Raw genomic sequence first — 19,676 nt, forward strand, 5'->3', positions numbered from 1 at the left:
GCCCTATGCCGATATACAAAAGTAACTCCATTTTATCAGAAATCAGCGTTTTTTTCAAGAAAGATGATTCAAACAGTGCCCTTTTTACCCTGACGGATATGCTAAAAGGTTTCAACATGTCGGAGAAGGTCCTCTTCGGGAGCAGGAGCAAATGCAACAGCAAGTATTCCCTGCTGCAGGTGCTCGAGTTGCTAATTATGTTCCCCTGTTTCATGATCAAGAATCCTTACAATTATTGTCGATCATCCCTAAGCGGCTTCTTTGGCTGCGAAAAGGATGTTTTCTACCGTTTCGTAAACAACGAAATTTATGATTGGCGCAAGATACTCTACCACTTCACCATTCAAATATGGAACAAGGTTCGCGTGAGAAGTGACCACAAGCATCAAACTGTTTGCCTGATGGTGGACGATACCGACTTTCCCAAGACGGGAAGGCGTATTGAAAACATCGGCAGGGTCTATTCCCACCTGAGACACAAGACGATCCTTGGTTTCAAATCTCTCTTCCTGGGCATTACCGATGGCAAGAGCCAGTTCGTACTCGACTTCGCCATACTCGGGGAGAAAGGCAGGAAGAACAACTTCAGCATGAGCGACAAGGAGCTCGAATCGCGGTATACCAAGGATAGGGACGAAGCCTCCCCCGTTATAACGCGGGCAAAAGAGTACGGGGAGAGCAAGATCCAGTTGATGATAACCATGATAAAGCGAGCCATTAGAAAGGGCATCCGCTTTGACTACCTGCTTGCCGACAGCTGGTTCACCTGCTCGGAGGTGATTCGCTTCATACGTGACAGGCACATCAAGTGCCATTACCTGGGTATGATCAAGATTGGGAAGAAGGGAGTTACAAAATACGGTTTTGAAGGGAAGGAACTCACCGCCCGGGCACTGATCAATCTGCTTGAAGCCAGGGGTGAAGCCAGAAGGAGCCGCAAGCTTGGTTGTCAGTATATTACCGCTGACGTTCGCTTTGCAGGCACAGATGTACGTCTCTATTTTGTGAAGAGAAAAAAGGAGTCCTGGAATGGAATAATGACGACCAACCTCTCCCTGGAGTTCCTGGAAGCCTATCGGATTTATGCCATGCGTTGGTCCCTCGAGGTCTTCTTCAAGGAAACCAAGGGGTTGCTGGGTATGGGCAAGTGTCAATCCCGGAACTTCGCGGCGCAGCTTGCCGCAACCACGATCACGGCATTGCAATACAATTTGCTTTCCCTGGCTAAAAGGTTCACCAGTTATGAGACCATTGGCGGAATCTTCAGGGATGTGCAACACTCTGGCATGGAGCTCTCCGTAACGGAGAGGATATGGGGCATTATCCTTGAAATGGTGAAAATCATGACCGGGATCTTCTCCATTGAAGAGGAAGAGATCTTCGATGCAATCATTAATAAATCGGATAATCTGGCTCACTTTATCAACTTTTATGAACTAAAATCGGCAAGTTAGCAACTTGCGAAACTTGAATTCCTTAATATATTTTGTTGAGGTGAGCAGGGCGATGGTTGTCATTACATTGTCCAGATTTTCCGAAAGGATGATCGTGCCGGTGCAGGTCAACTCCTTCAATGAGACATCCTTTTCGTAATTGAACGAGAGATTGTAGTTTTTCTCGATCTGTCTCAATACTTCCGACATGGGGGTCTCCTCGAACAATAAATAGCCATCTTTCCAACTGATATGATGGCTTACATCCACCTGTCGCGTATTGAAGGTGCCGTCAGGCAAATAGATGGCCTGATCATTGGACAGGAGGTTTACCTCCTCCCCGTAGTTGGATAACAGACCGACACTTCCCTCAACTAGAACAACCGATGGCGATGCATTGGCATAGGCCGACACGTTGAACTTAGTGCCGTAGACCTTGATGTGGAAATTGGCGGTGCGTACATAGAATGAGTTTCTTTTGTAGGGCTCAACCTCAATGTAGATTTCTCCCGATGCCAGTCTGATTTCACGGCTGTCACCCGAAAAGAGAGTTGGAAATTCAACTACGGAACCGGAATTGAACCAGATCTTGCTGCCGTCGGAGAGAGAGAGGGTGGACCGTTTTCCGTAGGGGACTATCAGCCGGTTCATTGCCTTCTTGTCAATGATCAATCTCTTCCAGTTCTGGCCGGCTCTCTCGATGTTTACTGCCCCGTCATCACTGATCTCGATGTCGATGTTCTCTTGGAACGAGTAGGTTTGGTCGTCCGCGACCAGCTGAATGTTTTCTGACTGCAGCTCGTTTCCAACGATGAAATTGGTGAATGGAACGCTCTCTTTCGCCTCTTCCCGGATGTTCTTAATGTAAAGCACCGACAGGACAAGGAGTGAGATGGAGACGGCAACGGCATAGGAGAGACGAAGGACTCTTCTTTTGATCTGTAACTTGTTGAGGGCCTGTTCCATGAGCGCTATCCTGGCCCTTCTCTCCTCGGGGGAGAGGTTGTATGACGACAATCGCACTTTTTTGAAGTGCTCATCGGCCAGAGCCAAATGCTGCGCTTCATCGGGATTGTTCTTCAGATATTCTTCCCAATATGCGGACAATTCATCGGAGGATAATAATTTCCATTCGATGAATTTCTCGTCTTTAAGGTAACGGAGAAATCCTAATCTGTCTGTTTTTGCGCACATTTTTCGTCTTACAATTACCTCCCTTAACAGGAGCAAGGCAAATCTGATTAGATCACTTGCGTGAATAAATCTTAATATAGACGAGCAAAAAGCAAAAACATCACCTATTTTTATAAAAAAATCAATTTGATTTAAAAAACAGGGGAAGAGGGCTTGCCAGGAGTGATTCCAGACTAGTTCCAGGTTACCCCATCATTCGATTTGATCCCATATTCGGGGAATGGATGTTTCTCATCGAAGGGGTAGAGCGTTCTGATCTCCTCGATAGTGATATCCCGCTCGTTTAATGATCCGTCCGGGTTTACCGCTTTCGTGATATCCAAACCGAGATGTTTTGCAAGAAATGGATATGCTGCAGCGCGCTTGTTATAATCATAACCGTGCAGATCGTCGGGAAGGTGGACATTTTCAACGGCTCCGGCCCGGTTAAATAGTCCGTAGATATACTGCAGGTGAGGGAATTCGACAGTAGGGGTGTTTTTTGTCCAATCGTCTCCATCTGAGATCAGTAACATGGGACGAGGCGCAGCACAGGCGGCGATTTCAACGTTATTGGTCTGAAAATTCTCGGTCTTGTGAATCTGCATGCCGCTTTCGCAGACACATCCACCGAAAAAGTGGGCAGATACCTGAACTACAGGAACAGAGACAGCTATCCTGTCGTCGACGGCGGTAAGCAAGAATGCCTGGGTGCCACCGCCAGAGGCTCCGGTAATGGCAATCCGAGTGGGATCGGCACCCAGGGAAAGTAGAAAGTCGACACTTCGTATGCTGTTCCAGAGTTGCAGTTTCAACGCCTCCGGATGTTTGTGTATCCATCCGTACTCCTCTGCCAGTTGCCCATATCCAACCATGTCGTATGCAAAGACGATTGCTCCCATCCGGGCCATAGCTGCAAACCGCTTTTGCGCATCGGGCCTGTACCTGCCGTAATCATCTCGGTTTGCCCAGTGTCCGTGTGTATTGAGTATGCCGGGAAGATTCTCTCCCGCATCGGTGGGCCGATAAAGGCTGCCCGTAACAAATACTCCGGGCAAGCTCTCAAAGGCTACATTTTGTACCTGGTAGCCTTCGTAACTCCTTATATCCCCAAAAATTGGGTTGAGTGGACATTTTTCGGGAAATTTTTCCAACCCTGTACCCCTCAGGATCTCTCTCCTGATCTGTTTTGCCCGTTTTGTCCAGTCGGCTGCAGTTGTATAGGAGGAGCGTTGTTTTTCCAGAAACTCCCTTCCTTCATTCTCCGTCCAGTGGTAGCCGACACAAAGCATGGTGGTGTCGGTTCCTACAACGTTTGCACGCTCTTTTTTCCCTTCTGATCCACACGAGTATATCATCGAGAGGGAGCCGGCCAGCATGGCGAAGAGAAGAAGTTTTTGAATAGAGTCTGTTTTCATTTCAACTAGCAACAATGAAGAGATTAATCTTGACGGGTGAAATCTTCAATGGGCAAAAATGACGACAAGTCTTGCCAGTCGTACCAACCTACGCTGCCCGGGGCTACATGGAACGCCTGGAGGGGGTCATAGAATTTAGACTCTACAAAATAGTTGCCCTTAGGGGGTGGGTCGAGCAGGGCAATTTTCTCGAAATTCCCTTTCAACAGTGCGTAATGGAGCAGTGAGGGGATCATGGTGCCCTGGCCTACCGCCTTTACTGTTGATCTGAAATGGCAATTGCTGCTTCCGATAAACTGCATCAGCAGATCAATCGCTTCGGCCTGGAGTGCCGGAATGCTTTTCCCGACCAGATTGGCCAGGAAGGTATAGTTAAACGGTACACCCTGCACAAAACCGTCGCCCCTGAACTGAGGATCGTGCAGTTCTCCTATTCCTGGCAGATCGGCAGAGACGACCGTGTTGCCGTTATCCAGCAGTAGTGTCAGCAAAGGCTCCTCCAACAACTTATCTTTTCCGGAAGGGTGGTTCCACACAACCAGACCCTTTCCTCCCCCCTCTTGCTTCCTGATTACGTAGAGAGGAAGCGCATAGTCGTTCCTGTCGTTCTCGAGAAAATACTTTTCAACTTCTGCTTCTCCTGCCAAAAATTTTCCAGTGTAGACTGCAGCTGTCACTTTTCGGTCGAAACGGGTACCCACTGTCTCTTCCACCCTCTCCCTGATCGAATCGGCAGTCAGCTCTCCTGCAGTAAGGTATTCGCGGTTCAGGTCAAATATGGTTTTGCTGCCCAGCGAACTGTTAACCTGCCCGGAAGCGGTGACACGAAGCTCCTCCTCGCTGAAAAGGTCTACCTCGTGATCTGTTGGATCTCCGGGCAGGTTAAGAAATTCCATAAAGAAGACATTGACCGCCTCCCGGTTCTTTTTTGTCGACTGATGACCGCCCATATCTTCCGCAAAGCGGATATGGTTTGCAGCACCTAGCGCATTGTAGGAGCATTTAGCCTCGTTAAGGACCTCCCTGGCACCTTGCTGACTGAAGAAATCGTGCGTGGTGGTGACGATTAGTGTAGGCTTCGGTGCATGCATGTGGATCAGATCGGGGATATCGATACCTTTCTTGATCGCCATGTAGGGGTTTTGTTCCGCATCCTGGGGACCTATGGATTGCAACAGCCTTTTATAGGTGGTTATGTAGCATTCGGGTGCGGCGGCAAGTATCCGTTCGTCATAAGCCGAGATCAGTGCAGATTGCGTACCCCCGCCTGAACGGCCGGTGATGCCTATCCGTTCCATATCCACCTCTTTTCGGGTAGCCAGAAAGTCGATAGCCCGGACACCATCCCAGATGAAGTAGTCGGAGATTGAACTTCCCGTCAGCAATGTCTGGATCCCTGCATAGGAGTGCTCGGTTGTAGGCCCGCCAATCATCGACTTGCCCGTTGTCTCGTCGGGGTATTGCAACCTCTCGCCCTGGCCTACCGGATCAAAAGCAAATACTATAAATCCCTTCTCCGTCAGGTTGATGATTGAGCGTTGATAGGTTTCGCTCCGGAATCCGTTTTCCGAATGTCCGGAGCAGTAGAGGATGGCCGGTGCGGGATCTTGTCTCTTCTTCGGGATAAAGAGACAGCCAGTCACGTAAAACCCGGGATGCGACTCGAAGATGATTTTCTCCACAATAAATTTCTCCCGTTCCAGCCGGCCGGTAATCTGCGGATTTAACGGTGTCTTTCGGAATTTCAACAGTGACGCGCCATACTTTCGCTTCAGCTCCTCTTTATAGGCAATCCACTCCCTATCTGTACGAAGCGTTGAGACGTATGCCGAACGTTTCTCGAGTTGCTCCGAAGCCTCATTGAACAGCACCCTGTATAAAGCCCTGTAGTTGTCCTGATAGACCATCCACTTCCTATCCCCCTGATTGGAGGCGAATACCGACCTGGAAACCTCCTGGGAGTACCCGTAATGGTTGAGGAGGAAGAGAAGGAAAAAGAGGAGATATCTTGCCGGATGGGGCATACTCTGCAATTGAATCAATGGGCAAATTTCAATCCGTTCAATTTGTTCCAGTCTCCACGGGTAAAATCGGGAATTTTAACGGGCATGCCTCCGTTTAGAACCGACTGTTCGCTCAGTTCAACCAGACAGGACCATTCCGCAGCGTCATAAACATCCTGGTCGAGCGGCAATCCGTTCCTCAGGCAATAGATCAGCCGGTAGTCCATGATGAAATCCATGCCGCCGTGCCCGCCTACCTTTTTTGCAAATTCCCCGATCTCCTTGATGAAGGGATGTTCATACCGGCTCATCAGCGAGTCGATCTTCGCTTTGGGGAGGAATCCGTGTGCATTGGGTTCCAGTGCGATCAATTCAGATGGATACTTCTGGAAGAATCCTTTAGTTCCACTGATGGTATGGAGCCTGCTGTAAGGCCTTGGGCTTGTCACGTCGTGCTGGATCATTATTGTCCGGCCTTTTTCGGTTTTGATGATGGTGGTGTTCATATCGCCCAGTTTGTACTCCTGTTTTGCCTGAGGAGAGTTTTCCCCAAATTTATTCTTGGCGTACTCCGTCATCCCAAACTGATCTGAGGAGACCGAAACCAGGTAGTTCATCTTGTCACCGCGGTGAATGTTCATCACCTGGCATATCGGTCCGAGCCCGTGGGTGGGGTATGGGTTACCGGTATGGGCCGTGTTGAACTTCAGCCTCCACATGTCCCAATAGGCGCCAGGCTGGAAGTTGCTTGACCTTAAATCGTGGATGTAGGCGCCCTCGCCGTGTACAATATTTCCGAAGAGTCCCTGTTGAGCCATATTCAATGTGTTCAGCTCGAAGAAGTCGTAACAGGTGTTCTCCAGCATCATGCAGTGGCGTTGTGTCTTTTCGGCCGTGTTCACCAGTTGCCAGCACTCTTCGATGGTGGTTGCCGCAGGAACCTCGATGGCCACATGTTTCCCCTGCTGCATGGCATATACGGCCATGGGAGTGTGGTGAAGCCAGTCGGTACAGATATAGACCAGATCAATATCTTTTCGTCGGCACAACTCTTTCCATGCATCCTCGCCGACATATTCATCTGCCGGCTTGAGACCCTTGTCGGCCAACGTCTTTTGTGATCTTTTTACCTTGTCGGCATCCAGATCGCAGAGGGCTTTGATCTCCACCCCTTCGATAAAGGTGTATCTACCCACAGCACCGCTTCCACGGTTGCCTAGACCGATAAATCCAACCCGTACTGTAGGGATGGGATCGACTGCCAATTGAAGTACGCTGCGTTGCCCCTCTTCACGCGGAGGTTCAGGGTTTTGAAACAGTCCTGCCGGTTGGGCGAATCCTCCTACTGTGAGGATCAGGGCTAAAATCAGTAGATTAATCCGATATTTCATATCAATTTCATTTTTTACTTTTGTTCTTTTACTCAATTTTCGCAAGAATCTGTTGTCGACAATTCCCTCTGTTGTTATTCTTTTCCCGGAACTCCCGCTACCGGAATTGTTTCTGGAATATTCTCCACGGGTCCCATGATATAAGTTTTGGGGCCCAGGTAAAGGTCGGAGTTCAACACCTCGTCCCACGTGATATCTTTACCTGTATAGGCTGCCATCCGTCCCATGATGGTGATGAGTGAAGAGTAGGCCTGGTCTTCACCGTCGTTGATGGTATTTCCGGTGCGTATGGCGGTAACCAGGTTGATATGCTCCTGAACGAACGGATTCTTTACCTTCCATGGCGACTGGGTATCACCCTCCTCGGGATAGGGGTATTCCCAGATAACGTTCCCGTTCCAGTCGTACAGTTTCCCGGAGGCATCCGCATATCCGTCGGTACAGTTAATCTGTTCCACTTTTCCGTTGGTACAACCGTCGATCTGTCTGGCGGCACAATGTGTCCGCATACCGTTGTCATACAGATATTCGATGCTGAAGAAGTCGTATTGGTCGCCGGTTACCCTCCGTTGGCGACCACCCCAGCCGGTCGCCTTGATCGGATTCTTGCCGAGGTACCAGTTCATGACGTCTACTTCGTGAATGAATTGTTCGGTGATGTGGTCGCCTGATAGCCAGCAGAAGTTCACCCAGTTTCGCAGCATATATTCCATGTCGCTCCATTCCGGCCTTCTGGTACGGAACCAGAGTGCGCCTCCGTTACGGATGATGTTTGCGCCCACAATATCGCCAATCTCCCCGTTCAGAACCCTCCTGCGCGTCTCCATGTAATCTTTTTGAGAACGGCGGATGGTTCCGCTAACAATATTCAGGTTCAGGTTTTTTGCCCTTTTTACTGCAGCCAGCACCTTTCTGACACCAAAGGGATCGACGGCGATCGGTTTTTCCATGAAGATATGTTTCCGTGCGTTGACCGCGGCTTCAACATGGGCCGGCCTGAAATGGGGTGGTGTGCACAGCAGTACCAGATCGACACCCGAGTCGATCACCTTTTCATAGCTGTCGAACCCGATAAAACAGTTTTCATCGGCTATCTCGACGTTCCGTTCCTTTTTCAGGATCTCCCGGCAACTGTTCAACTTATCCTGGAAAACGTCGCCAAGGGCAACAATCTGCAGGTTAGGTCCAGCATTCAGAAAATCCATGGCTGCCCCGGTACCGCGGCCCCCGCACCCGATAAGTCCGGCTTTGATCACTTTCCCGTCAGGAGCCTGCTCCAGCAATTCGGGCAAGGTCATTTCGCCCTTTTTCGATCTTTCGGTTGAACAGGAACTCAATAACGGAAATCCGCCCACCACTCCTGCCGTTCCAGCCACGACTGAACTTTTAATAAAGTCTCTTCTCGACAATGAATTGTTGTTATTCATATTGAAAAATGGTTATTAATAGGTTAATTTTATTTACAAGTATCCGTCATCAGGGTCGCAAAAGCCGATATTAGAGGTAGGATATGATTTCGTCCATCTGGGTCGAGATCTCTTTCAGCCGTTGCCGGTCTCCCCCGTTAACCTCTGCTGTCAACCAGCCACCCTGGTGATTTATCTCCCTGATAGCCTTCATCACCACCGGCCAGTTGTTGTCCCCTTTCAACAGGTCAACCTTGAATCCTTCCCACAACCCTTTCGAGTTCATCAGCTCCCGGCTGAACTCCTTGATGTGGAGTTTCATGATACGGGAGTGAAGTGTCTTGATCCAATGCTCAGGCCAGCCGTATCGCAATACATTCCCAATGTCGAAATACCAGCCAACCAGGGGATGGTTGATCTCATCGATATATCTTTTCGCCTCGACGGGACTTAGCAGGAAGTTATTCCAGACGTTCTCCAGCGCGATCTGCATTCCGGTTTTCTCGGCATATGGGATCAACTCCCTGATTGCCTGTTGCGACGTGATATATGCCTGTTCGTAGGAGACCTTTTCATTAACTACACCCGGAACCACCAGGACCGTATCGCCGCCCATCTCCTTCACCTCCTGCAAGGATTTTGCAATGGAGTCGATGCACTTTTTTCTTACCGCCGGATCGGGATCGGAAAGGGGAGAACTCCAATGGTCCTTGTTCACCACCGTGGGGAGTTCGATACCCGTTTTGGATTTTGCCTCCAGGATTTCTGACATGGTGTAATCGACGGGGCTGTTCAGCTCCACGCCGTCAAAGCCCAACTCTCTTGCAATCTTGAATTTATCGGTTAATGATGTTCCCTCCTTGATCATTCCGAGCCCCAGGCTCTTTTTTAAAGTGACCCTCTTGGCCGGCTTGCCTTGCAGGACCGAGGCCGAAGAGGCAAGGGGTGTCATGGCTGCCGCTCCGGCCAAGACTGCTGCTGACTTGATAAAATCTTTCCTGTTCATGAGAATATATGTTTTTTGATATTATTGCGGATATCGGGTAATCGATATTGCTATGCAAATGGCATTGACCATAATGCGTCGTAAAGGTAAGGATTATTTTGCAGACCTGCTCTCAACATCGGAAATAAATATATGCCACCTAAAAGTCTCAAATAAAAGTTGCATATGTCAGGTAAAGTATTTATCTTTAAAGTGTTATACAAAAACAAACATTCACCCGACACATGCAAGACAAAAATAGTAAAAAAATCTCATTTACTGCCTGTTCAGTAAAGAAAAAGTTCAGTTCAGAACAATTAACATCATATTCAGGGTTAAGCGTAACCTCTGATTTTATCAACCATTGCGGTATTTATGGCAAACTGGAACATCTTTTTCCAACCATCCGCCACAATGCAAGCCGTTTCAGCACAGCCCAAATACTCTCAAGTATCCTGTTGGCATCGTTGTGCGGTGTTCACCGTTTGAAGCGGATTGAAAACTTCACCTTTGACGCCTTGGTTGCCCGCTTGTTGAAGTTACCCAAGAACATTGACGAGGACACCATCCGCCGCCATTTGACAGGTTTGGGTGAAAGGGGCGCCCGTTCGCTTCACGAGCTGTTGTTGGGTTTTACAGGCATGCAAGTTTCCCGTTGCGGTTTAAGCCGCTTGACACTTGATTGCGACTCAAGCACATTTACCGTTTACGGCAACCAACAAGGGGCTGAGGTGGGTTATAACTCGCATAAGAAGGGTTCGAAAAGCTATCACCCCATCTTATGTTTTGTCACGGAGATGAAACTGCTTGTCAATTCGTGGCTCCGCCCGGGTTCAAGCTACACCTCAAACGGCGTTTGTGAATTTGTCAAAGAAACCTTGGCCGCTCTTCCCCAAAAGGTGGAGAAGGTGTTTTTCAGGGCCGACAGCGGTTTTTTCAATGGTGGATTATTTAATTTGTTAGAAGACGGTAAACATGAATATTTGGTGAAAGTAAAGCTGAAAAACCTGAAAGATTTGCTTGCCGGGCAGACATGGCAACCGGTTGACCCACGGACGGCGACCTGCCGGTTTACACATCAATGTAGCGGTTGGAGGAATCCCCGCATGTTTTATGCCGTGCGCATCATAAAGCAAATGGTTGAAGTCGATTATTTTGGCGAAAAACAATTTGTACCCGAGTATGAGTACTTTTGCTATTGCTCGAACCTGAAAGGATTGGATGCCTTGCAGCTCCATACCCTTTATGGATCCCGATCAGAGAGTGAGAATTGGATCGAGCAAACCAAAAACTCGCTTTGTGCGGGAAAAACCATCACGCATGATTTTTGGGTAAACGATATTCTTTGGCAACTTTCGTCATTTGCCTACAGTTTATCGGTGCTCATGCGATACCGGGGCGACTTTTGGGTTTGGCGTCAAGAGCACTCTACCTTCCGAGAATGGTTTATCCGAGTGCCGGGAAAAGTGGTGAAATCCGGCAGGCAGGTCACGGTAAAAATGCCAAAGGAGTATTACCGAAAAGCGGGGTGGCGTGATTTTGAGCAGCGAATAACGACAACGATGACCGGATGACGGATTTTCACTTAATCGTCCATCGCCATCTTTCGTGTCGTAAAAGGGTTTATGACAAGGAATTGCCATGCCTTGGAAGAGTGGTAATGTTAATATATATAAAAACGCCACCATAAAAAGTAAATCAACACGTTAAACGTGCAAGAAACAGTGAAGATGAAAAGAAAATAAAACGGTATCTCTCGAAAAAAAAGAGAAATTCCGCTTTGAAAACTATTAACTTGAGTTGGGAATTTCAAATGAGATTTTTAAGTGCCATATATGCCGATCGTTAAGGTTTTCTTCTGCCATCCATCTCATTTCCCTTTTCGTGACCGAGCGGAAATTTTATGGGGAGGTTGTCGCGATTGGAGCGGTAAATGGCTGTAAAGAGCTCTACCGTCCTTCGGCCATCTTCGCCGGTAACCAGTGGATCCCGGTTCTCCTCCAAGGCAAGCAGGAAATCTTCGATCTGTCGCTCCATATAGTAGACCGTCGGATCGATCCTGCTAAAATGACGCGCATCTTCAGCGTTCCACTCCCTCACCAGCTCCTCTTCCCCGGGGATGGTCCATATGTCATTCAATGGCGGTTCAACTATTCCCTTCATTCCGGCGATAAACATGGCCCCTCCATCGGTCTGGACACCGACTGAAGCTCCATTCTCGCCATGTATCTGTACCTTGCCGTATATCCCCGGTTTTTGCGAATTGCTCACGATTATACTCCCGATGCCGCCGTTCCTGAATTTTATGATGGCCAGGGCAGTATCTTCCACTTCAATGTATGGATGATTCAGGTTTCTCCAGAGACCGTAAACCTCATCGATCTCTCCCATGAACCAGAGCAGGATGTCGAGTTGATGAGGCGCCTGGTTCACCACCTGACTTCGTCATTGCGTCACCCAAAAATCTTCATCAAAGAGTTTGGCGATTTTCTGATGCCTTGCCATCAACATTGTCTGAGTGTATACATCCTTGTTCAGAGGTAGCTTAATTTGTATGGTTGTGATGGTCTTAGCCAATGCAAGCACCTTGTCTACGCTCATTTTAATCTCTGAGACTTTCAGCATGCGCTCCAATTCCTTGTATACTTTCAAAGCCACAAAGCAGATGCATATATGAGCCTCGATGCGTTTGCGTGTAAAATGAAACATAGGACGTATCTCTATCTTTGATTTGGCTATACGGAAGGCCCGTTCTACATGCCAAAGGTTGTGGTATGCAGCATAAACGTCTTGTATTGGTATATCCGTATTGGTGAGATATCCCTTTAGACCATCCCATTTGGAGTCGTCGGCAACACGGTCATAGTTGATGGCTACCTTCACTTCACCATCCATGGATAAAAACTTATTGTAACCTCTTTTGTTGATGTTACCTTTAGTGAGCGCACCATGCTTATATGCCTTTTCCAATCTGCGTATTCCCTTCTCTCGGTTATAGGCATCTTTCTTTGCACGGTCATCTGTATAGCCGACCAAGAGCCGACGGCCACCTCCTTTGTCATATTCAACCATCTGGCAGTCGCGCTTTGGCTGTTCCAATATCCAGTTCTTGACTTCCTGACTTTCATTCTTTATCTTCGCACCTATTATATACTTGTAGCCATGAGCCTCAAGTTCCGCTATATTTGCATTGTTCATCAGACCAGAGTCGGCTACCACAACGAAGTTTTCCAAACCGTATTTGCTTACAAACTCGTTTATCGTCGGCAGCATCGTGTGGCCTTCATATTTGTTGCCCTCATGGATGCAATAGGCAAGCGGATAGCCGCCAAGGCTAACAAGCAGGCCGAGTATGATCTGAGGATTACTGTGACGTCCCTCCTTTGAGAAGCCTGTCTTGCGCAAGTCGTCCTCATAATCCGCTTCAAAGTAAAGTGTGGTGACATCATAGAACAACACACCGATATTGCCACCGAACAGTTTTGCAGTATGGCGCACGCTGATGTCCTGTACGATTTCGTGCTGATGGTCGCTAAGCTTGTCAAGATAGCGATAGATTTTTGAGAGATCCACATCTTCGTCAAAGTGGTTTTTCAGATATTCCACCGTAGCAGCCTTGCTCGTTGGATATGCCAAACGGGCTTTCACTAGCTTGCGGAACACTTCATCGTCAATACGATTGAAACCAATCCTATCAAAAGTGCGGTCCAATATCAAGTCGTAACCATTGAGAAGTATATTACTCACCTGTGACAATACACGACGTACTTCTTCTCGCTCACGATCACACGCTTTACGCTCCTCACCATATAAATCGAGTTGGGGATGACGCCGGGATTCTTCTTTTGAAATCCATTCTTTTGCTTCATTGACAAGATTTTCGACCTCATCTTCATTATACCCAGATTTGTCATTAGGAACTAAGATCCACTGGTAATTCGATATAAGATGAAGCTGCCCATAATCCTTTAAACCATTCTCGTCTTTGCATTGCCAAGGAAAGTTTTAATATTCTTGAATTCCCATTTTTAACCATATATGCACCAATGGCAAATGTTTTGTACCTGATTGTTTTGAGAAACTTTTGCGTCTTCTCCTTTAGTATCACTTGACGAAAAAGACTCATAAGATTATATGCCATCATTACAAAATTGAGGCAGGCTTCTGTTGCCCAAAAATCCTTTGTATTAAAGTTTTCTGCGGCAAAATCATATTTAATTTCTTTTATCCTATTCTCACAATCAGCCCTGCCTCTGTATAAATCATAAACAGCTTTGGCAGGAAGATTCATATTGGTAATGAAGCACGAATAGCGATAATTTTTATATATGCCTTCTTCTTCAAATAGTCGTAATTGTTTGCCTGCAGCCTTAGGCCTTGTATTTATTTCCTGGCGAATCATCACAAGTCTTCTTGGAGATGCCCAATCTTCAGCCTGATAAGTTGTTTCTGCAATTTCTAATCCATCATCAAGTGTAAGCCAGGTTTTATGGGCTGCTAATTTTATTTTAATCGGACGATAAAATTTAGCGGCAACAATATAATTTATGGGTTTAGCCTCCAGATACTCAAAAATATCTCTTTGATAAAATCCGCTGTCAGCACGTATAAGGCCTACTGTTTTGCCTGTGAGTTTACTCAAGGTGTCTTCTAAAAAACCATAGAAATTATTGGTAGTATAACTATTACCCGGGCGTAACCAAAAGTTGGCTATCATTCGGCAATCTGAAACAAATGCCATTAAAGGATGGTGTGATTTTCGACCTGGTTTCTTTGGATTATAACCAACTTCTGCTCCTTGTTGGTTTCCATAACGTGTAAAAATAGTAGAATCAAAGTCTAACGTGTAATTATCAAACAGCAAATTACTAAAAAACCATTGGTATAGCTTGGTAAATACTTCTTGATTAGTGGACTGGGAAAACTTGCTGAAGTATCTCTGGAATGCTTTGCTGCCTGCCATTCTTTTCCATCCGAAAAATTCTTTTATAACTTCATCCTGTCTGGTAACTTCTAAATGCTCGAAACAACTTGCTCCGCACCATATTCCAATCCAAAAATGCAATAATAATTGATGGGGAGAATATCCTCTGTTGGAGCCTTGTTCCGGTAAAGGCAGACGATGGAATACTTCTTCCATTTTTAGTTTTCTCAAAAATTGCTGCATCAAAGAAATGCCTCCCCAGGGAGTAATTTCTTTATCTGTAAAATCAATTTTAAGTTCCATTTTAACCAATAAGAAATTCTTACATAAAAATCAGCTAAAATTTTCAGTAATTAAAGCCTAATAGAAACTATTAATCAACAACTTATGAACATGATTCTCTAATGGCGGTCATTAGAGATTAGGTCCTAATGACATTTTTGGGTTATATGCAACACCAATTGTGGCAAGTTCTTTCATCTTGCCACCGATTTTCTCAACAACAATAACTCCGATATTGCCAGAACGATGTCTTTTCTTTCTGATAAACATAGTTAAAAAACCTTTTGCGTCACCCAAAATTAGGTGACGCAAAGATACAAAATATTGTTTATCAATCAGTTATAAAATAAGTGTTTTTTGAGTGACGAAGTCAGGAAACAGTGAAGATGAAAAGAAAATAAAACGGTATCTCTCGAAAAAAAAGAGAAATTCCGCTTTGAAAACTATTAACTTGAGTTGGGAATTTTAAATGAGATTTTTAAGTGCCATATATGCCGATCGTTAAGGTTTTCTTCTGCCATCCATCTCATTTCCCTTTTCGTGACCGAGCGGAAATTTTATGGGGAGGTTGTCGCGATTGGAGCGGTAAATGGCTGTAAAGAGCTCTACCGTCCTTCGGCCATCTTCGCCGGTAACCAGTGGATCCCGGTTCTCCTCCAAGGCAAGCAGGAAATCTTCGATCTGTCGCTCCATATAGTAGACCGTCGGATCGATCCTGCTAAAATGACGCGCATCTTCAGCGTTCCACTCCCTCACCAGCTCCTCTTCCCCGGGGATGGTCCATATGTCATTCAATGGCGGTTCAACTATTCCCTTCATTCCGGCGATAAACATGGCCCCTCCATCGGTCTGGACACCGACTGAAGCTCCATTCTCGCCATGTATCTGTACCTTGCCGTATATCCCCGGTTTTTGCGAATTGCTCACGATTATACTCCCGATGCCGCCGTTCCTGAATTTTATGATGGCCAGGGCAGTATCTTCCACTTCAATGTATGGATGATTCAGGTTTCTCCAGAGACCGTAAACCTCATCGATCTCTCCCATGAACCAGAGCAGGATGTCGAGTTGATGAGGCGCCTGGTTCACCAGCACCCCTCCACCTTCCGTCTCCCAGTTTCCCCTCCATTTATCTGAGTCGTAATAGTTCCTGTCGCGCCAACCCAGCATGTTGACAGTTCCCAATAGCGGTTTTCCAATCTTACCGGCATCAATGGCTTTTTTCACCCTCATTACCGGTTCATACCACCTGCGTTGACTGACTACTCCCAATTTGACACCTGCTTGCCTGCAGGTTGCAATGATCTTGTCGGCATTCTCCAGGGTTGATGCCAACGGTTTTTCCACCAGGATGTTGGCGCCTTCCAAGGCCGCATGAACTGCAGGTCTCAGGTGGAAGGGATGGGGTGTACAGATAATGGCCAGATCGATCTGCTCTTTTCTAACCAGTTCTCCAACGTCGTTGTAGGCAGGCACCCCATATTGTTCGGCAAAGCTGTTCGCAGTCTGCCTGCTTCTACTCCAAACGCCTGCAAGTCGTGCATTCGGCAGGTTTTTTACTGCCCGTGCATGTAGGTGTGCCACCTTTCCGCATCCCAGTATAGCAATGTTGTGTAGCCAATTTCTCATCTCTATCTCGTGTTAGGGAACCAGTATCACTTTACGCAAGCCGCTCTCCTTGTTGTAGAGTCGTCTGAACCATTCAGCTCCTTCGGATAGTGGAGCCACGGCAGATATCATCCCGTCAACTTCGATCTTGCCGGAGCGCATCAGTTCAAGTACAGTTTCATATTCGCCGTTGATGGCACAACTCCCCAGAAGAGAAAGCTCAGAAGTCACCACTTGCTGGAGCGGAATGGTCACTTCTGGCATCAGGTTGCCGATCAGGATAGCTCTGCCTCCTTTTCGCAGACTCTTTATGCAGAGGTTTACCGTTTCCTGGATCCCCACAGCCTCAAAAGCGACATCCGCCTTCCGGTTGTTGGTAAGTGCTTCAATCGTGCCGGTAACCAGACTGTCGGAACTGAGGAGAAGATCCGTTGCGCCGAAGCTCTTGGCTAGTTTCAGTTTCTCTTCATCCCTCTCCACGGCAATGATGGGAAATGCACCGGCTATCTGCAGCAACTTGACTACAAAGAGCCCGATCGTCCCCGTGCCGATCACCACTGCAGACTCTCCCGGACGTATGCCGGAAATATTGACGGCATGGAGTGCCACTGCCACGGGCTCCGTCATGGCGGCCTGTTCGAAGGTGACATTGTCGGGGATCCTGTATAGGATATGGGCCGGAACAGCTACAAACTCGGCAAATGCGCCCTCTTTCCGGTAGTGCCCAGTGGAGACACCCAGAACTTTTCTGTTGTCGCTGAGGTTGTAATGTCCCTTGCGGGTGTACCAGTCGTCGAGCGGATAGATCGTGGAGTCGAAAGTGACCCTGTCGCCCACTTCCCAACCCGTTACTGCCGCCCCGATGGCGGAGATTACTCCTGCGGCTTCATGTCCCATCACCAATGGGGGTATTCTTCTGCCACTGCTTCCGTCCATGCCGTGTACGTCACTTCCGCATATTCCGCACGCTTTGACCCTGATCAACACTTCGTCGACTTCCAACTGCGGATCGGGGACGTCGCGATAGTTCAGCTCCATGTAGTTATCCAGTACCAGTGCTTTCATAAGTGAGCCGGAAGGGTTGTCTTGCTATCAGTTTACGGTGTAATCGATCCACACCTTCATCTCTCCAGCCTCCCTGTTATCCCATGCATAGTAGGGGATAAACCTGACGGTCTTGTCGCCCCTGATGGCATCAATGGTGGTGACGCCGTTCAGGAGGGAGGAGTTGAATCTCTCTCTGATTTCCGCATCTGGCGTGAGGATCACCTCGTCGAATGATGGATTGTCTGCCTCTTCCGCACAGTAGACCAGTGGCCCCCGCTGTATGGCCCTTTTACCTATGTTCTCCTTTACGCGCGGATCTGCGGCTATAATCTCAGTTGGCATATCCAGAGAAAGGGTGATTTTGTCACCAGAAATCCATTTCCGTTCAATCACCAGGTAGCCGTTCTCAATTTGGGGATCGATTATCTGCTCTCCGTTTACGGCAATGGAATACTGTTTGCACCATCCGGGAATTCTCATGCGGATCTCCTTCCTGAGGGAACTTTTCAGCGGCTCAACCGTAAGCGTTATACTCCCGTCCCAGGGGTAGCCTGTCTCCTGCGTCAGCCTTACCGTCTCTTTCCCGGCACCCACTTCGGCACTGTTTCCAATATAGAGATTCACCCACACCGCCTCTTTCGATGTGCTGTAAATATAATTGCCGATGGAGGGGAGGAACCTGGAAACCTGACTCGGACAACAGGCCGTTCCGTACCATTCCCTCCGGTGATGATCACCGTGCGATGCCAGGGGATTGACGTAGAAAAAGAGATCTCCATTCAGCGATATTCCCGCCAGAGCACCGTTATACAAGGAGCGCTCCAGTACGTCGATATATTTGGAATCTCCTGTGAGCTGGTGCATTCGCGAATTCCAGAGGACCATTCCCACCGAGGCACAGGTTTCACAATAGGCTTCATAGTTTGGAAGATCGAAAGGTTCGGTAAACCCTTCATTGTGTCGTGATGATCCGATCCCCCCCGTGATGTACATCTTGGAGAGCACCACATCGTCCCACAGCCGGTCCAGGGCATGGATATAGCCGGTATCGCCTTTCAGCGAGGCAACATCCGCCATGCCACAGAAAAGATACATGGCCCGCACGGCGTGTCCGTTGATGGTCGACAGCTCCCTGACAGGCATCTCATCCTGATAGTAGATGGGATTCCAGGTGCCTTCGTCACCCATTGAGCCGTATCCTCTGCCGCGCTCCTCGAGCAGCCAGTAGGCAAAATCTAGGTATTTCTCCTCGTTGGTCACCTCATAGAGCTTTACCAGTGCCAGTTCAATCTCTTCATGTCCCGGAACCCAGTGACGTTTACCGGGACCGAAATGTTCCATCATGTGATCCGCCATGCGGATGGAGACATCAAGCAGCTTCCGTTTGCCGGTAGCCTTGTAATAGGCAACTGCCGCCTCGATCATATGACCGGCACAATACATCTCATGTTTGTCCATGTTTGTCCAGCGCCTCTCCAGGCCTGTCAGCGTATAGAAGGTATTGATGTAGCCGTCCGGTTCCTGGGCGGCTGCAAACTTGTCGATCCACTCGTCGGCTTTCTTCTCCAGTTCGGGGTCTGGATTGTTGATGAGGCTGTAAGCCATTCCTTCGAGTGCCTTGTAAACATCTGAATCATCGTAAAAGATGCCTGAATGCTCGCCTGAGCGATTGGCCGCATTTTCAAAATTCCGGATCCGGCCGGTCCTGTTCTCGATCTGGTCGATGCAGACCGGAAGCGTGTGCATGACATGATTCTTCAGCCTGGGCGACCAGAAATTGTCGTTGATCTTTACGCGGGAGAAATCTACTGGGGTGATTTTCCGGGCTGTCGGATCAGTTTTTGATACGGGGTTTTGCCGGCACCCGAAACATAGCATGCCGATTGTGAAAACTGTCAGGAGCGAAAGAGTTTTTGCCTGTTTCATTGTGTTGATGGATATGTGATTAGAACGTTACCGGTTCAAAGATAGGAATTATTTTGTTTGAACAGAAGAAAATGAAAGAA

General features: G+C 47.8%; 14 protein-coding genes and 1 pseudogene. 2 read left to right on the forward strand and 13 right to left on the reverse strand.

What is annotated here, in order from left to right:
* Positions 1-5 precede the first annotated feature (5 nt).
* The gene (locus ING2E5A_RS04135; RefSeq protein ID WP_083373181.1) at positions 6-1,454 is read left to right on the forward strand and encodes an IS4 family transposase; all 1,449 of its coding nucleotides are present in this window, start codon (positions 6-8) and stop codon (positions 1,452-1,454) included.
* Here ING2E5A_RS04135 and ING2E5A_RS04140 read toward each other — a convergent pair.
* The 6 genes from ING2E5A_RS04140 to ING2E5A_RS04165 form a co-directional block, all read right to left on the reverse strand.
* Entirely contained in the window at positions 1,437-2,627 is a 1,191-nt protein-coding gene (locus ING2E5A_RS04140; protein ID WP_071136318.1) for a FecR family protein, read from the reverse strand. The genes ING2E5A_RS04135 and ING2E5A_RS04140 overlap by 18 nt on opposite strands.
* Positions 2,628-2,800: 173 nt before the next feature.
* Positions 2,801-4,024 carry an alpha/beta hydrolase family protein gene (locus ING2E5A_RS04145; protein WP_083373182.1) on the reverse strand — a complete coding sequence of 408 codons (1,224 nt, stop codon included), beginning with the start codon at positions 4,022-4,024 and terminating at the stop codon, positions 2,801-2,803.
* Positions 4,025-4,047: 23 nt separating this feature from the next.
* Complete coding sequence (locus ING2E5A_RS04150; protein WP_071136319.1) at positions 4,048-6,048, reverse strand: alpha/beta hydrolase family protein; 2,001 nt, start codon at positions 6,046-6,048, stop codon at positions 4,048-4,050.
* A gap of 14 nt (positions 6,049-6,062) precedes the next feature.
* A complete protein-coding gene (locus ING2E5A_RS04155) occupies positions 6,063-7,418 on the reverse strand; it encodes a Gfo/Idh/MocA family protein (RefSeq protein ID WP_083373407.1) in 1,356 nt (451 codons plus the stop codon).
* A gap of 74 nt (positions 7,419-7,492) precedes the next feature.
* Positions 7,493-8,845, reverse strand: a complete 1,353-nt coding sequence (locus ING2E5A_RS04160) for a Gfo/Idh/MocA family oxidoreductase (RefSeq protein WP_071136320.1) — start codon at positions 8,843-8,845, stop codon at positions 7,493-7,495.
* Between the two features lie 70 nt (positions 8,846-8,915).
* Positions 8,916-9,830 carry a sugar phosphate isomerase/epimerase family protein gene (locus ING2E5A_RS04165; RefSeq protein ID WP_071136321.1) on the reverse strand — a complete coding sequence of 305 codons (915 nt, stop codon included), beginning with the start codon at positions 9,828-9,830 and terminating at the stop codon, positions 8,916-8,918.
* Positions 9,831-10,054: 224 nt separating this feature from the next.
* Between ING2E5A_RS04165 and ING2E5A_RS04170 the strand changes: the two genes are divergently transcribed.
* Entirely contained in the window at positions 10,055-11,383 is a 1,329-nt protein-coding gene (locus ING2E5A_RS04170; protein WP_071136322.1) for an IS1380 family transposase, read from the forward strand.
* 271 nt (positions 11,384-11,654) lie between these two features.
* Here ING2E5A_RS04170 and ING2E5A_RS04175 read toward each other — a convergent pair whose 3' ends face one another.
* From ING2E5A_RS04175 to ING2E5A_RS04200, 7 genes and pseudogenes are all read right to left on the reverse strand, one after another.
* Entirely contained in the window at positions 11,655-12,242 is a 588-nt protein-coding gene (locus tag ING2E5A_RS04175) for a Gfo/Idh/MocA family oxidoreductase (protein ID WP_179946774.1), read from the reverse strand.
* Positions 12,243-12,254: 12 nt separating this feature from the next.
* Positions 12,255-13,691, reverse strand: a pseudogene (locus ING2E5A_RS04180) (IS1634 family transposase); the annotation flags it as partial.
* Positions 13,692-13,722: 31 nt separating this feature from the next.
* Positions 13,723-15,036 carry an IS1380 family transposase gene (locus tag ING2E5A_RS04185; RefSeq protein ID WP_071136324.1) on the reverse strand — a complete coding sequence of 438 codons (1,314 nt, stop codon included), beginning with the start codon at positions 15,034-15,036 and terminating at the stop codon, positions 13,723-13,725.
* A 111-nt stretch (positions 15,037-15,147) separates the two neighbouring features.
* On the reverse strand, positions 15,148-15,285 hold the full coding sequence (locus tag ING2E5A_RS15675) for a hypothetical protein (RefSeq protein WP_231960436.1): 138 nt from the start codon (positions 15,283-15,285) through the stop codon (positions 15,148-15,150).
* 231 nt (positions 15,286-15,516) lie between these two features.
* On the reverse strand, positions 15,517-16,644 hold the full coding sequence (locus tag ING2E5A_RS04190; protein ID WP_071136325.1) for a Gfo/Idh/MocA family protein: 1,128 nt from the start codon (positions 16,642-16,644) through the stop codon (positions 15,517-15,519).
* A gap of 12 nt (positions 16,645-16,656) precedes the next feature.
* On the reverse strand, positions 16,657-17,688 hold the full coding sequence (locus tag ING2E5A_RS04195) for a galactitol-1-phosphate 5-dehydrogenase (RefSeq protein ID WP_071136326.1): 1,032 nt from the start codon (positions 17,686-17,688) through the stop codon (positions 16,657-16,659).
* Between the two features lie 27 nt (positions 17,689-17,715).
* The gene (locus ING2E5A_RS04200) at positions 17,716-19,596 is read right to left on the reverse strand and encodes a glycoside hydrolase family 127 protein (RefSeq protein WP_071136327.1); all 1,881 of its coding nucleotides are present in this window, start codon (positions 19,594-19,596) and stop codon (positions 17,716-17,718) included.
* Positions 19,597-19,676: the final 80 nt, after the last annotated feature.

Origin of the sequence: Petrimonas mucosa (assembly GCF_900095795.1) — a bacterium.
Classification (GTDB): domain Bacteria; phylum Bacteroidota; class Bacteroidia; order Bacteroidales; family Dysgonomonadaceae; genus Petrimonas; species Petrimonas mucosa.

Bases quoted from the DNA above. Each gene is read 5' to 3' on its own strand.
- ING2E5A_RS04135 (WP_083373181.1), top strand. From the start codon at position 6: ATGCCGATATACAAAAGTAACTCCATTTTATCAGAAATCAGCGTTTTT.
- ING2E5A_RS04140 (WP_071136318.1), bottom strand. From the start codon at position 2,627: ATGTGCGCAAAAACAGACAGATTAGGATTTCTCCGTTACCTTAAAGAC.
- ING2E5A_RS04145 (WP_083373182.1), bottom strand. From the start codon at position 4,024: ATGAAAACAGACTCTATTCAAAAACTTCTTCTCTTCGCCATGCTGGCC.
- ING2E5A_RS04150 (WP_071136319.1), bottom strand. From the start codon at position 6,048: ATGCCCCATCCGGCAAGATATCTCCTCTTTTTCCTTCTCTTCCTCCTC.
- ING2E5A_RS04155 (WP_083373407.1), bottom strand. From the start codon at position 7,418: ATGAAATATCGGATTAATCTACTGATTTTAGCCCTGATCCTCACAGTA.
- ING2E5A_RS04160 (WP_071136320.1), bottom strand. From the start codon at position 8,845: ATGAATAACAACAATTCATTGTCGAGAAGAGACTTTATTAAAAGTTCA.
- ING2E5A_RS04165 (WP_071136321.1), bottom strand. From the start codon at position 9,830: ATGAACAGGAAAGATTTTATCAAGTCAGCAGCAGTCTTGGCCGGAGCG.
- ING2E5A_RS04170 (WP_071136322.1), top strand. From the start codon at position 10,055: ATGCAAGACAAAAATAGTAAAAAAATCTCATTTACTGCCTGTTCAGTA.
- ING2E5A_RS04185 (WP_071136324.1), bottom strand. From the start codon at position 15,036: ATGGAACTTAAAATTGATTTTACAGATAAAGAAATTACTCCCTGGGGA.
- ING2E5A_RS15675 (WP_231960436.1), bottom strand. From the start codon at position 15,285: ATGTTTATCAGAAAGAAAAGACATCGTTCTGGCAATATCGGAGTTATT.
- ING2E5A_RS04190 (WP_071136325.1), bottom strand. From the start codon at position 16,644: ATGAGAAATTGGCTACACAACATTGCTATACTGGGATGCGGAAAGGTG.
- ING2E5A_RS04195 (WP_071136326.1), bottom strand. From the start codon at position 17,688: ATGAAAGCACTGGTACTGGATAACTACATGGAGCTGAACTATCGCGAC.
- ING2E5A_RS04200 (WP_071136327.1), bottom strand. From the start codon at position 19,596: ATGAAACAGGCAAAAACTCTTTCGCTCCTGACAGTTTTCACAATCGGC.